Source organism: Massilia norwichensis (assembly GCF_024753245.1).
GTDB classification, from domain to species: Bacteria; Pseudomonadota; Gammaproteobacteria; order Burkholderiales; family Burkholderiaceae_D; genus Telluria; species Telluria norwichensis.
Window position 1 is genome coordinate 78,506 of sequence record NZ_JANUGX010000009.1, and the last position, 12,703, is coordinate 91,208.

General features: G+C 64.1%; 12 protein-coding genes. 5 read left to right on the plus strand and 7 right to left on the minus strand.

Annotation, left to right across the window (positions count from 1 at the left end):
- Positions 1 to 6: 6 nt before the first annotated feature.
- The 3 genes from fliD to NX782_RS26380 form a co-directional block, all read right to left on the minus strand.
- Positions 7 to 1,437 carry a flagellar filament capping protein FliD gene (fliD, locus tag NX782_RS09680; protein ID WP_258845242.1) on the minus strand — a complete coding sequence of 477 codons (1,431 nt, stop codon included), beginning with the start codon at positions 1,435 to 1,437 and terminating at the stop codon, positions 7 to 9.
- Positions 1,438 to 1,546: 109 nt separating this feature from the next.
- On the minus strand, positions 1,547 to 1,912 hold the full coding sequence (locus tag NX782_RS09685) for a flagellar protein FlaG (protein ID WP_258845243.1): 366 nt from the start codon (positions 1,910 to 1,912) through the stop codon (positions 1,547 to 1,549).
- 78 nt (positions 1,913 to 1,990) lie between these two features.
- A complete protein-coding gene (locus NX782_RS26380) occupies positions 1,991 to 4,228 on the minus strand; it encodes a flagellin N-terminal helical domain-containing protein (protein ID WP_308632894.1) in 2,238 nt (745 codons plus the stop codon).
- A gap of 188 nt (positions 4,229 to 4,416) precedes the next feature.
- Between NX782_RS26380 and NX782_RS09700 the strand changes: the two genes are divergently transcribed.
- Complete coding sequence (locus NX782_RS09700; RefSeq protein ID WP_258845244.1) at positions 4,417 to 5,454, plus strand: glycosyltransferase family 2 protein; 1,038 nt, start codon at positions 4,417 to 4,419, stop codon at positions 5,452 to 5,454.
- 21 nt (positions 5,455 to 5,475) lie between these two features.
- Here the strand turns inward: NX782_RS09700 and NX782_RS09705 are convergent, their stop codons facing one another.
- A complete protein-coding gene (locus NX782_RS09705; RefSeq protein WP_258845245.1) occupies positions 5,476 to 7,044 on the minus strand; it encodes a GGDEF domain-containing protein in 1,569 nt (522 codons plus the stop codon).
- Between the two features lie 176 nt (positions 7,045 to 7,220).
- Between NX782_RS09705 and NX782_RS09710 the strand changes: the two genes are divergently transcribed.
- The 4 genes from NX782_RS09710 to NX782_RS09725 all read left to right on the plus strand — a co-directional run bounded on the left by NX782_RS09710 (position 7,221) and on the right by NX782_RS09725 (position 9,909).
- Positions 7,221 to 8,150: an IS5 family transposase gene (locus NX782_RS09710; protein ID WP_258845246.1), complete on the plus strand. Its 930-nt coding sequence runs from the start codon at positions 7,221 to 7,223 to the stop codon at positions 8,148 to 8,150.
- A gap of 208 nt (positions 8,151 to 8,358) precedes the next feature.
- Positions 8,359 to 8,853 carry an Hcp family type VI secretion system effector gene (locus NX782_RS09715; protein WP_258845247.1) on the plus strand — a complete coding sequence of 165 codons (495 nt, stop codon included), beginning with the start codon at positions 8,359 to 8,361 and terminating at the stop codon, positions 8,851 to 8,853.
- Between the two features lie 8 nt (positions 8,854 to 8,861).
- Complete coding sequence (locus NX782_RS09720; protein WP_258845248.1) at positions 8,862 to 9,251, plus strand: CHAP domain-containing protein; 390 nt, start codon at positions 8,862 to 8,864, stop codon at positions 9,249 to 9,251.
- A complete protein-coding gene (locus tag NX782_RS09725; RefSeq protein ID WP_258845249.1) occupies positions 9,232 to 9,909 on the plus strand; it encodes a hypothetical protein in 678 nt (225 codons plus the stop codon). Before NX782_RS09720 ends, NX782_RS09725 begins: the two co-directional genes overlap by 20 nt.
- 43 nt (positions 9,910 to 9,952) lie before the next feature.
- Here NX782_RS09725 and NX782_RS09730 read toward each other — a convergent pair whose 3' ends face one another.
- The 3 genes from NX782_RS09730 to NX782_RS09740 are packed head-to-tail and all read right to left on the minus strand — an operon-like array spanning position 9,953 to position 12,682.
- On the minus strand, positions 9,953 to 10,600 hold the full coding sequence (locus NX782_RS09730; RefSeq protein ID WP_258845250.1) for a response regulator: 648 nt from the start codon (positions 10,598 to 10,600) through the stop codon (positions 9,953 to 9,955).
- The gene (locus NX782_RS09735) at positions 10,597 to 12,063 is read right to left on the minus strand and encodes a PAS domain-containing sensor histidine kinase (protein WP_258845251.1); all 1,467 of its coding nucleotides are present in this window, start codon (positions 12,061 to 12,063) and stop codon (positions 10,597 to 10,599) included. Before NX782_RS09735 ends, NX782_RS09730 begins: the two co-directional genes overlap by 4 nt.
- Positions 12,064 to 12,073: 10 nt before the next feature.
- Positions 12,074 to 12,682 (minus strand): hypothetical protein, encoded by a 609-nt coding sequence (locus tag NX782_RS09740; protein WP_258845252.1) that lies wholly within the window; start codon positions 12,680 to 12,682, stop codon positions 12,074 to 12,076.
- Positions 12,683 to 12,703 lie beyond the last annotated feature (21 nt).

Below are 12,703 nucleotides of genomic sequence, written 5' to 3' on the forward strand. Positions count from 1 at the left end.
TGAGGGCTAGCTGTTGTTCGTCAGGCTGGCCAGTTGTTGCATCAGGTAGTTGCTGGTGCTGCTCATGCTGGCCATCAGCTGGTCCAGCGCCGAAAACTGGGCGCGATAGCGGGCCTCGGTCGCGTCCAGGCGCGTATTCAGGGCGGTGCGCTGCTTTTCCAGGTCCTTGATCGAGGCGTTGAAACTGTTCGTGTGGGTCGGCAGCGTGCCTACCGGGCTGAGGATGCGGCCGATCGCCGCATCGATCTGGGCGCCGAATCCCTTGTTGGTGCCGCGGCTGGCGAACAGCGCGCTCAGGTCCTTGTTGGGGTCGCTCAGCGCGCTGGTGAGCTTGGCCGAGTCGATCGCCAGGGTGCCGTCGCGCTGCGAGGTGATGCCGATGTCCGGCAAGGTGGCGGACCCGCGCGCGGCGCCCTTGATGGCGCCGCCCAGGATGCCGCGCAGCTGCGCCTGGATCGCGCGCACCGTGCTGTCGCCATTCAGGGTGCCGGCCTTGCCGGTCGCGGCATCGTAGGAGGTGGCATCGGCCATCATCTTGCTGACGTTGTTATAAGCCGTGACGAAGCCTTCGATCGCCGTGCGGATGGCCGCGGTATCCTGGTCGAGCGAGAGCCTGGTGCTGACGCCGTCCGCGGTCGTATGGCTGAGATTGAGGGTGACGCCCTGGATGGCGTCGGTGATGGTATTGCCCGGCTTGTAGATGTCGACCGAATCGACCACGATATGGGCGTCGGCCGCGGCCACCGTCTGCTTCATGTTCGGGCCGCCGGCGCCGTCGAAGGTGAGCGCCGCCAGCGACGCCGAGGCCGGTGGATCCTGGTCCGCGGGGAGCGTGATCTGCATCGCGCTGCTCTCGCCGGTTGCCTTCGAGGTCAGCGACAGGTAATTGTTCTTGCCATCGTTGATGATGCTGGCCGTCACGCCGGCATTCGATGCATTGATCGCATCGCGCACGCCGGCCAGGGTGTTGTTGCTGCTGTCGATGGTAATGTCGACGGGAGTCCTGGTCGCATCGGCTGCGAAGCTGCCGCTGGCGTAGCTGCCGAGCGCGATTCTGAGCTTGCCGGTGCCGACCGCGTCGGTGGTGGCGGCGTAGCCGGTGCCGCTGACCAGTTTCTGGGCCTGCGCCAGGCTCTTGACTTCGATGTCGTAGCTGCCGGCCACGGCGCCGCTACCGGCGCTGGCGCTCATGACGGTGGCGTCGGCAACGCTGGTCTTCAGCGGCGACATCTGGGCCGGCGTACTCAGCGCCTTGGCGGCGGTCTGGAAATCGGCCAGTGCAGACTTGAGCGTGCCGAACGCGGACAGCTTGGCCTGGTAGCTGGCTTCCTTCTTGTCGATATTGGTCAGCGGCTGGCGCTCGACCTCCATCAACTTGGTGACCAGCGCGTCCACATCCAGCCCGGACCCGATGCCTGCGGAACTGATGGTTGTCATGAATTTCCTCCAACGAGAGAGCACTATACCGCGCCGCCTGCCGGGTCAAATCATCCTTCAGAGCCAGTTTTTCCAGCCAATTCGGATCTCGGCATGGACGAGCGCGGCCTCAAGCCTGGTTCTTGATCAGCAGGCCTTGCGTCCGGTCCAGCGCCTTGGCGATGTCGAGGGCTTCCTGGCTCGGCATCTGGCGCAGCACTTCGCCGGTGTCGCGGTCGACCACCTTGACGATCACCCGCTCGCTGTCCTCATCCACCGAGAACTCGACGCTTTGCGCGGACGCCTGCAGCGATTTGTTGATGTGTTCGACGGCCTGGTGCAGGCCGGCGCCGCCGCTACGCTCGTCGGCGCGCCCGGCCGACGGCGCCGCTGCCGGGGTGACGGCCGGAGAGGCGGTCGCGGTGCCGCCGGAAAGCTGGCGTTCGATACTGGTCGCTGTCGGCTGTGGACTGCTTGCAAGTGGTCGGATTTCCATGTTCTTTCCCTAAAATGAAAAACGCCCGGCCGAAAGCAATCGGTCGGGCGTACTACATCAGGCGCGTTTACCTGCGGATCAACCGCGCAGCAGCGACAGCACGCCGTTCGGCAGCGAGTTGGCCTGGGCCAGCATCGCGGTGCCGGCCTGTTGCAGGATCTGGCCGCGGGTCATGTTGGCCGTTTCCGTGGCGAAGTCGGCGTCCTGGATCCGGCTGCGCGCCGAGCTGGCGTTCTCGGTGGCGGTGGCCAGGTTCGAGATCGTCGAGCTCAGGCGGTTCTGCACCGCACCCATGTTCGAACGCTGTTCGGCGACGTAGGCGATCGCCTTGTCGATGCGGCCGATGGCGTCCTGGGCGCCCTTGGCGGTCGAGACGTCCAGCTTGCCGCCCAGGATCGGGTCGGCGCTGCCGCCTTGTTCGACCAGGCCGAGCTTAGCCAGGCCGGCGCCGTCGGTGCCGTCTTCCAGCTTGATCGGGCCGCCGCTTTCGCTGGTCAGGCTGATCTTGCCGCGGATGGCGATGGCACCAGCATTGGGCGCAGCCGGGTTAGCAGCCGGGTCGGTCGCATCAGGCGTCGCGGTATTGAGGACTTTCCCTGCGGAGTCTGCAGCGGTCGAAATGCTGATCGTGCCAGCGTTCGCTGTTATCGTCGCAGGATCAGCGCCAGCGTCAATAGCAGCGAGAGGAGCCGGATCGCCGCCGATCACGATATCCTGGCCGGTGCTGGAGAACAGGCGCGCCTTGCCCGACTTGGCGTCGATTTCGGCGTTCACGCCGCCGCTGGTGCCAACCGCAAAGGCGGTTTGAATTTGATCGACCAGTTTTTGCTCGGCCGTCTTAGCGTTTGCACCGGGAGCGTCGTCAGTGTGCAACGTATAAGTCTTGCCATTGATGGCATATTTATCGCCATCTCCAACGTTCGACAGGTCGACAAAGGCCTCGGTGGTCGCCGTTGCTTTCACACCGGTCTGGGCCGTCAGGCTATTGATGGCCTGCGCTTTTTCCCCCGCGGTGAGCGCATCGTTGAACGCGTCCTGGTTCAGCTCAACACCGTTGATCTTGACTTTGTCGGTGCTCGCAATCTTGCCGGAGGCAGTGTTCAGCGCACCGATCGCCGTATCGGCATCGGTAGCTTGGTCAACGATAGCGGCCGAACCCGAGAGCTTGCCGCTGCCCGTGCTGGCGTTAAAACCAAGTTTCGCCAGATCTTCGCCGCCCAGCTTGATTTCCGCGCCATTCTGGCCGGCCAGGCTGATGTAGCCGTTGTAGGTTGCTCCAACAAGCTTGTCGTCCTTGTCCAAAGCTGCGGTCGCGCTGTCCAGGCCGGCAGCCCTTGCCACGTCGGCGTCCTTGGCCTTGATCGTGATCGCCGCACCGGTATCGTTCGACAGCGTGAGCACGCCCTTGTCGTCGAGCGCCGCGGTGATGCCGCCCACCTGGGCGTTGATGTTCGCGACCAGCTCGTCCATGTTCTTCGAGGCGGCGATGCTGATCTCGTCGCCCGCAGTGCCATCGGCGTTCTGGACGGTGATTTTCAGGTCGCCCGCTGCCAGCACGCCGGTGCCGGCCGCATCGCCCTTGACGACGTTGCTGGCGGACGCGGTCACGCCGGTCGTGGCGCTGCTGTTGTTGATGGCCTTGACGACTTCCGATGCCGATCGCTTGTCGTCGGTGCCCACATCCTTGGCGTCGAACTTGATCGCGGTGCCGTTGATGCTCAGCGACGCGTTGCTGAGCGTATCCAGGCCGTCAGCCTTGATGCGGCCGCTGCTGACGTCGCCCGAGGCGGCGGCGCTGCCGCTCAGCTTCAGCGACTTGGTCGACACTTCCCCGATCGAGAACGAAATGGTCTGGCCCGCATTCGCGCCCACCTGGAAGCTGGTGTTCTTGGCCGAGCCGTCCAGCAGCTTGATGCCGTTGAAGTTGGAATCGCCGGAGATGCGGTCGATTTCCTGGTACAGCTGATCGACTTCGTTCTGGATCGTGGCGCGCTCTTCGGTGCCGTTGGTGCCGTTCGAGGCCTGCACCGACAGGTCGCGCATGCGCAGCAGGATGTCGTTGATCGAGCCCATCGCGCCTTCGGCGGTCTGCGACATCGAAATACCGTCATTGGCGTTGCGGGTCGCTTGCTGCATGCCGCTGATCTGCGCAGTCATGCGGGTCGAGATCGCCTGGCCGGCGGCGTCGTCCTTGGCGCTGTTGATGCGCAGACCGGTCGACAGGCGCTGCAGCGAGGTCGCGAGCGACGACTGCGAGCTGGCCAGGTTGCGCTGTGCGTTGAGCGAGGAAATGTTGGTATTGATGACGTTGGACATTTGTTTCTCCAAACTTGCTTTTCGAAGGTGGGCGACGTGCCGCTGGTCACATTGGCCTGCCTCGCTGTTCCGGGGCATTCAAACCGTTGTTGAAATGGGTAACGGTAAGCCACGGAAAAAGTTTATAGTGGGAACGAAATTTTTTTTTATGCCCGTGATGACGATGCGGGCCGCACGGGAGGATGTGAATGAATCAACTGGCACTGGTGGTGATCGCCCGCGACGAAGCTGCTCGCATCGGGCGTTGCCTGGCATCGGCGCGCGGACTGGTCGACGAGATCGTCGTGCTCGACACCGGGTCGAGCGACGCCACCGCGGACATCGCGCGCGAACACGGCGCGCAGGTGCACCGGTTTGCCTGGTGCGACGATTTCGCGGCGGCGCGCAACGCCGCGCTCGAGCTCGCATCCTGCGACTGGAACCTGGTGCTCGATGCCGACGAATGGCTTGCCGCGGCCGACAGGGAGTCGATCGCGGACGTGCTGGCCGGGCCGGCACTGATCGGTCTGCTGCCGATCGCCAGCGAATTCGACCTGCAGGGCCGGGTGGAGCGCGCCACGTCGTGGATCGCACGCATGTTGCCGCGCGCGGTGCGCTATGCCGGACGGATCCACGAACAGCCGGTATCAAGCCTGCCGCGCCGGCGCCTGGCGTTGCCGGTGCACCATGACGGCTACCGCCAGGCGGACGCGGCGCGCAAGCGCGGCCGCAACCAGGCCCTGCTGCTGCGCGCGCTCGAGGACAGCCCGCAGGACGCCTATCTGCTCTACCAGCTAGGCAAGAATCATGAGATCGGTGGCGAATTCGAGCAGGCCGTGCCTTTTTATCGCCAGGCGCTCGCGCTGGCGGACCAGAGTGCCGCCTTCCGCCACGACCTGGTGGTGCGCGCCATCTTTACCTTGAAGAAGGCCCAACTGCACGAAGAGGCGATCCACCTGGCGGACGCCGAAATGGCGAACTGGCAGGATTCGCCGGATTATTATTTTGCCCTGGGCGACCTGCTGCTGGACTGGGCCGCCAGCAACCCGCCCGCGGCGGGCGAGTTGCTGCCGATGGTCGAGGCCAGCTTCCTGCGTTGCCTGGAGATCGGCGACCAGCCGGAGCTCGACGGTTCGGTGACGGGCCGCGGCAGCCACCTGGCGGCGCACAACCTGGCCGTGCTGTACGAGGGCATGGGAGACAGCGAGCGCGCAGCCCATTATCGCGGGCTCGCGCAGGCATCGTAGGGGGGCGCGGCCCGCCGCGCCTCAGTCCGCGATCACCACCCGGTTCTTGCCACTCGTCTTGGCCCGGTACATCGCCTGGTCGGCGCGCGCCATCAGGGAAGCCTGCTCCTCGTTCTGGTGGCGCAGCGCCACCCCGCAGGAGAAGGTGATCAGCATCTTCTCGTTATCGTGCAGGAAGAAGTGCCGGGTCAGCTCGCGCTGGACCCGCACCATTGCCGCGGCGGCGGCCTCCACGTTCGTCTCGGGCAGCAGGATCAGGAATTCCTCGCCGCCGAAGCGGGCGATCACGTCCATCGAGCGCAGCGTGTCCTTGACCACCTTGACCAGGTGGCGCAGGGCGCGGTCGCCGGCCAGGTGGCCGTAGGTATCGTTGAGCTTCTTGAAATTGTCGAGGTCGAGCAGGGCGATGCACAGCGGCGTGCCGCGGCGGTCGGCGCGCGCGCTTTCGCGCTCGAACACGTCGTCCAGGCCGCGCCGGTTCAGGCTGCCCGTCAGCTGGTCTTCGCGCACCAGCTCGCTCATGTGCAGCAGCTTCGCTTCCAGCTCCCGGATGCGCGCCTCGGCTTCCTGTACTTCCTGGTGCGCGGCGACCATGCGGTCGCGCGAGGCGAGGGCGTCGGCCTGCACCGCGCGGGTTTCGCGCAGCACTTCTTCCAGCACCACGTTCAGTTCCTCGATGTTGGCGGCGGCGCGGATGCGCTCCGAGAAGCCGCCGATCTTTTCCTGGTAATTGCCGGTCGAGGCAGCCATCGAGCCGAGGCGGTCGATGAAGGTCATCATCATGTTCTTCATGGTCGACTTGACATCGGCGATGCCATGTTTCAGCTGACCCTGCCTGTAGATGACATCCTTCAGGCTGCGCGTCGCGTCTTCGAGTGCGCGCGCATCGAGCGGGCCGGCGATCAGGTCCTGGACGGCGGCGATCTGGCCGCGCATCCAGCTGTCGTCGTCCAGCAGCCCGCTGACGTTTTCCAGCAGCAGCTTGAACAGGCGCAGCAGCAGCTCCTGCAGTTCGCCGGTGTCGCCGCTCTTCAGTTCGATCTGGTAGCAGAGTTCCTTCAGGCGCCCCCCGATTTCCTGCAGCGCCGCTTCGTCGTGCGCGGTCTTGACGGCGGCGCCCAGCGATTCGGCCTCGACGGCCAGCGGCGACGCTGCCGGCAGCAGGGCGGCCACCGCGAAGCTCAGGGTGCGGCTGAGCAGGTCGCGCATGAGCTTCGCTTCGGCATCCTCGACGCCCAGCGCCATCACCGGATGGGTGTGGCGGCGCAGGTGCTTCTCGGCCAGCTGCGACAGCATGCGCGCATAGCCGTCCCAGTCGCGCTGCCTGACCGCGCGGTTCAGGCGCGCACCGAACTCTGCCAGTTCGCCGGGCGTATCGGCCAGGCGGTAGGCGAAGCCGGACAGCACGTTTTCCGCACCCGGGTCGGGCTCGGGAGCCGGGGCGGCGGGGGACGCCGGGGGCGCGGCCACGCCGGCGATCTCGTCATAGATCTCGCGGTAGGCGTCGGGCGTCGGCGCAATGCGCCGCGTCGCCAGGCGGCGAAAGGCTTCCCGGGCGATTTCGGCCGGGTTCTGGGGGGAGCTGGGCATTTCGGACGTTGCTACTTGGAATAGTTATTATCGCAATACTAGCCTTGTTTTTTGATTTCGATCGGTCGAAAAAACACTGGAATACCGCTTAGTTATGCGGACTGTACCGAGGGGCTTTGTTGCGTAAATCAGGCTCGGCCCAGCGTGGAACGCGTAGGTCTGGTAGCCTGAACGGGATGAAACCAGCTCCACAGAAATACCGCACGACCAACTGGAAGACGTACAACGAAGCCCTCAAGGCGCGTGGATCGCTGCTCATCTGGCTTGATCCGACGATGACCTGGCATGGTCAGCCGAGCGGCAAGCGTGGGCGCAGCCAGACGTTCAGCGACGAGGCGATCCAGTTCTGCCTGAGCATCAAGTGCCTGTTCAATCTACCACTACGCCAGGCCATGGGGATGACGCAAAGCCTGCTGCATCTGGCTGGGCTCGACTGGCCGGTGCCGGACTACAGCACGGTCAGCCGGCGGCAAAAGACGCTGCAGGTGGCCATCGGCGCCATGCCGACCACGACAGGCTTGCATCTGCTGGTGGACAGTACGGGCATCAAGATGCTGGGCGAAGGCGAGTGGAAGACGAAGAAGCACGGCGCCGATTACCGCCGCCAATGGCGCAAGGTGCATCTCGGGATCGACGCTTCCACGCTCGAGATCCGGGCCATGGAAGTAACCGACAACAGTATCGGCGACGCACCTGTCCTGCCAGCGCTGCTGGGCCAGATTCCTGCTGACGAGAAGATTGCCAGCGTCAGTGGCGATGGCGCCTACGACACGAAGGACTGTCATGAAGCCATCGCGTTGCGCGCCGCGCATGCCATCATCCCGACCCGTAAGAACGCCAAGCCTTGGAAGGCAAACCGCTGTGGCGCCGATGCACGTAACGACATCCTGCGGACGACAAAAAGGGTGGGACGGGCAATATGGAAGAGATGGAGCGGCTACCACCGGCGCAGCCTTGTTGAAACCAAGATGCGCTGCTTCAGGCTGCTGGGTGAACGCGTCATGGCACGCGACTTCGATCGTCAAGTCGCCGAGCTGCAAGTGCGGGCTGCCGTGCTGAACCGTTTCACTCGGCTGGGTACCCCGGTTACGGTCCCAGTGTTATAAAACGAACTACAAATAGCGTCAGCTCGGCCTTTGCTCGATTTGCTCAACAAAGCCGTACCGAGGGCAGAACGGTCCTCGTGTCTCTTAGGAAAATTTGGTGCTCTGTTGAGAGGACTCATCGGTAGCATTGAGTGCGGTTAATCTCCGCAGTGTGGGAAAGTCAAGAATAGCAAGTTGTTTTTGTCCACCCACCAGGAGATACAAGATCATGGCGATCGACGCATATCTGCAAATCGAGGGCATTAAAGGCGAGTCGATGGACGACAGGCACAGGGACTGGATTGAATGCCTGGACGTGGACTTCGGGGTCGATCAGCCGCGTAGTCCGGTGGCTTCCACCGCCGGTGGACATACGACTGCACGGGCGGAATTCGACGAGATCCTGATTGCAAAGCTCACTGATCTGTCTACGCCTCTTCTTTTACAGCATTGTGCGATGGGTAAAACTATTCCGAAGGCAAAATTCGAGTTCTTTCGAGCCGACGGCAATGGCGAACGGGTCAAGTACTTCGAAATGGCGTTGGAGCATGTACTGATCAGTTCAGTGAAGCCAGGAATCAGGCCTGGGCACGGTATGCAAGAGCACCTGTCTTTAAAATTCGCCAGGGTGACATGGAAGTACACCCAACAGAAGATCACCGGCGGCGCGGGCGGCAGCACTGCGGGAGGTTGGGACCTGTCGACGAACAAGGTTGTCGCATAGGTGCCGGCATGGCCGCTGTCAACGTAGATAAATTCACTGAACACCTGCGCAACAATGCGGATCAGACAGGTTACGGTAACGGGCGATGTGCCTACTTCGTACGACAAGCGCTTGCAGCTGGCGGGTACGAGCCGGCCTCCTGGCCGGTACATGCCAAGGACTGGGGGCCGTCATTGTTGCGTGCCGGCTTCAAACTGGTAAAGGTGAAGAGCCTCTCGACTTTCAAGCCAATGAAAGGCGACGTTGCAGTGATTCAGGCAACTTCACATCGAAAGAGCGGCCATATCCAGGGCTTTGACGGAAGGAACTGGATATCCGATTTCGTGCAGCGGAACGGATTCTGGCCTGGCCAGGAATATCGCAAGGAGACTCCAGCCTATGTCATTTACCGCCCTTAGCCGCACGCTCTTGTGTGCGACGCTTGTCTTTGCCGGAACCGCCGTGCTGGCGAAGGATGCTCCCATTCTCCTTTCATGCGAGACCGAAAAGGTGGAACGCACGGCGTTGGAAGAAGCGCCGAGAGGAGCGCACCGTGTGGGAGAGCATGTATTGGAGGTTACTTCGCAAAAAGGCCGTCAGAAATTTGTCGACAAGCCACCGCATGATGAGGGAGGTATGGGCGGCATACACTGGCGCTACTGCGGCTATGATTCCAGGGCAAAGGCCCATTTGATCCGGAAGTCAGACAAGGGACTGTTTTCCGGGGCCCTTTTGTTGGATGAGACCGGAAAACGGCTGCGTGCCGGACATACCGCCTTGTTTTCGCCAGATGCCAAGGAGTTCCTGGCGATCGAACAGGAGGACGGCGTGGATGGCGAAAACTGGGCCGTCTACGATACGACTGGAAAGCTTCAGTGGAAAGGCTATGCGGGAACGATCGCCAAAATAAATGGTATCGAAACAGTGGTATCCACGTTCGAACATCCTCAATGGACGAGACAAGGCGTACTGACTGCGCAGTATCTTTGCGCGTCCACGAAAGTCCGCGGCATCGTCACTCTGGTCCGAGAGCCATCGGGTGCCTGGCGCTGGCACGGTCACCGGAAGTGCTCCTGAACCGCTCATGCCAATCCGAGCGGCGCCTTCGTGGGCGCCCGCGTCAATCCACAAGCTGGTTGCGGATGGCGTAGTGGGTCAGCTCCGCGCTGGTCTTCAGCTTCATCTTCGACAACAGCCGTGAACGGTATTCGCTGATGGTCTTGACCGACAGCGACAGTTCCCTGGCGATCTCGCTGACCGTCTTGCCGGAGGCGATCATCATGAGCGTCTGGTATTCGCGGTCCGACAGGGTGTCGTGGACCGGCTTCTCGTGGTCTTCGCCGAGCTGGGCCGCCAGCACCTGGGCCAGCTGGGCGCTCACATAGCGCTGGCCGCCGGCCACCAGGCGGATCGCGCTGACCAGCTCGCGCGGCGCGCTCTGCTTGGTCAGGTAGCCGGAGGCGCCCGCCTTCAGCGAGCGGATCGCGTACTGGTCCTCCCTGTGCATCGACAGCATCAGCACGGCCAGCTCCGGCTTGTCGTCCTTGATCTGCTTGAGCACTTCGATGCCGTTGCGGTCGGGCAGGGAGATGTCGAGCAGGAGCACGTTGCAGCGCGACTTGCGGAACAGCTTGATGGCGTCCAGGCCGGTTTCGGCTTCGCCGACGACGGAGATGTCGCGTTCCTCGGCGAGGATCTGTTTCAGGCCGGCACGCACGATGGCGTGGTCGTCGGCAATAAAAACGCGGATGCTGGCTTTTTCTGTCATGCTCGGGTGGGTTCGGATTGCAGCCTGATCTTGACGATCACCATCGTGCCACCTCCGGGCGCCGGCGACAAGTTCAGGGTGCCGCCCAGCGCACGGGCCCGCTCGCTCATGCCGCGCAACCCGAAGGAGTGCGGCTTGAGGCGGTCGGCCGGGGTGAGGCCGCGGCCATTATCGCAGATGGTGAGGGTCAGGTGCTGGCGCTGGCGGCGCAGCGTGACGCTGACCCGGGTCGCGCCGGCATGCTTGGCGATATTCGTCAGCGATTCCTGGAAGATGCGGAACAGGGCGCTGGCATGGTCGGGGTCGAGTTCGCCCTCGAAATCCTCGCCGTCGGCGCCGTCGGTCCGGAAAGTGCAGGCGATGCCCATCTGCTTCTCGAATTCGCGCGCCTGCCATTCCAGCGCGGCGACGATGCCCAGGTCCAGCGTCGACGGCCGCAGGTCCAGCGAAATCCGGTGCACCGCCTCGATGGTGCGGTCGACCAGGCTGTCCAGGTACTCGGCCTTTTCATGCAGCGAGGGCTCCTCCGGCAGGCGCGCCGCCAGCATGGCCAGCGCCATCTTGATCGCCGTGAGGTTGCCGCCGAGGTCGTCGTGGATCTCGCGTGCGATGCGGGTGCGCTCCTGCTCCTTGACCTGTTCGATGTGCGCGGTCAGCTCGGCCAGGCGCGCGCGCGAGCGCTTCGCTTCTTCCTGCTCCAGTTTGCTGGCCGTGATGTTGGTCATGATGCCGTCCCACTGCATGCCGCCGTCCTCCAGGGGCAGCGGCGTGGCGCGCAGGTTGATCCACTTGACGTCGTTCCAGGTGTCCTCGATGCGGATCCGGCCTTCCCAGTTCCAGGCGCAGGCGCAGGCGATCGAGGCCTGCATCGTGTCGCCGTAGCTTTTCCGGTCTTCCGGCAGGATCAGCTGCGGAAAGCGTCCGGGGTCCTGCTGCAGCTCGCTCACCGACAGGCCGAGCAGGGCGGCGCAGCCTTCGCTCAGGTAGGGAAAGGCCGTGCTGCCGTCCGGATGCCGCACGAACTGGTAGACCAGGCCCGGCATGTGGTCGACCACGGCGTTGAAGCGCGCCTGGTATTCCTGCAGCGCGGCGTTGGCGGCGTGCGCGAGCGACTGGTCGTCGCCGATCGCCAGGAACAGCGAGCGGCCGTCGCGCACGATGCGCAGGAAACACAGCTTGATCGGATAGCGGCTGCCGTCGGCGCGCAGGAAGCGCGTGGACAGGCTGACCTGGGCGCCGATTTCCTGGCCCAGCGAGGCCAGCAGCGTGTCAAACGTGGCGGCGTCCAGGCTGGGCGCCAGGTCGAACGGCGTCATGCCGCACAATTGTTCCAGGCCGTAGCCGAGGTTCTGGCGCGCGGCCTGGTTGACGTCGACCAGGCGCAGGGTCTCGGCGTCGAGCAGGTAGATCTCGGTGGTGGCGGCCTGCATCGCGGGGGCCAGCTTGGTATCGTTGTCGGTCATGGTGTCATCCTCAGCGGCGCCGTGCGCGCCATAGTACGACAAAGCGGCGCAGCACCCGCGATGCGCGGCTGGCATGGCGGCTGCCGAAGGGCACGGCGGCACGTCGGCCGCGCAGCCGGCGCGCAATGCGCATGCGCCACTGGCGCAGCCTGCGCCGCGAAGCCTGCAGCATCTGCCGAGCCCGCAGGAAGGCCTGGCTGGCGCGTAGCCGGCCGACCCAGTGGTTTTTCAGCGTCATGAACCAGCCGTGGCAGCGCGCGAACCAGCCCACCGCCAGCAGGGTCGGCAGGGTCAGCGTGTAAATCCGGGCCACCACCGCCGCCCCGCCCAGCTTGGCGATCACGATGGTGGCAACGCCCGACACGGCGTGGCCGTGCGCGATCGCCACCAGGGCCAGCAGCTTGACCGGCAACAGCATCAGTCCGGGCAGCACGAACAGGCACAGCGCGCCCCAGGGCGGCAGCAGGCGCACGCGCGCTTCGAGCGCTGCCAGCAGCGGCCAGCGTGCCAGGCCGGCGCCAAGGCGCGCACCGGCGTCCCAGCACCACTCTTCGAGCAGCAGGATCAGGGCGGCCAGGTGCACCAGTGGCGCGAACAGCCTGCTGCGGGCATTCGTCATGGCTCGTGTCATGCCCGAATG

Bases quoted from the DNA above. Each gene is read 5' to 3' on its own strand.
- NX782_RS09740 (WP_258845252.1), bottom strand. From the start codon at position 12,682: ATGACGAATGCCCGCAGCAGGCTGTTCGCGCCACTGGTGCACCTGGCC.
- NX782_RS26380 (WP_308632894.1), bottom strand. From the start codon at position 4,228: ATGTCCAACGTCATCAATACCAACATTTCCTCGCTCAACGCACAGCGC.
- fliD (WP_258845242.1), bottom strand. From the start codon at position 1,437: ATGACAACCATCAGTTCCGCAGGCATCGGGTCCGGGCTGGATGTGGAC.
- NX782_RS09735 (WP_258845251.1), bottom strand. From the start codon at position 12,063: ATGACCGACAACGATACCAAGCTGGCCCCCGCGATGCAGGCCGCCACC.
- NX782_RS09710 (WP_258845246.1), top strand. From the start codon at position 7,221: ATGAAACCAGCTCCACAGAAATACCGCACGACCAACTGGAAGACGTAC.
- NX782_RS09725 (WP_258845249.1), top strand. From the start codon at position 9,232: ATGTCATTTACCGCCCTTAGCCGCACGCTCTTGTGTGCGACGCTTGTC.
- NX782_RS09715 (WP_258845247.1), top strand. From the start codon at position 8,359: ATGGCGATCGACGCATATCTGCAAATCGAGGGCATTAAAGGCGAGTCG.
- NX782_RS09720 (WP_258845248.1), top strand. From the start codon at position 8,862: ATGGCCGCTGTCAACGTAGATAAATTCACTGAACACCTGCGCAACAAT.
- NX782_RS09700 (WP_258845244.1), top strand. From the start codon at position 4,417: ATGAATCAACTGGCACTGGTGGTGATCGCCCGCGACGAAGCTGCTCGC.
- NX782_RS09685 (WP_258845243.1), bottom strand. From the start codon at position 1,912: ATGGAAATCCGACCACTTGCAAGCAGTCCACAGCCGACAGCGACCAGT.
- NX782_RS09705 (WP_258845245.1), bottom strand. From the start codon at position 7,044: ATGCCCAGCTCCCCCCAGAACCCGGCCGAAATCGCCCGGGAAGCCTTT.
- NX782_RS09730 (WP_258845250.1), bottom strand. From the start codon at position 10,600: ATGACAGAAAAAGCCAGCATCCGCGTTTTTATTGCCGACGACCACGCC.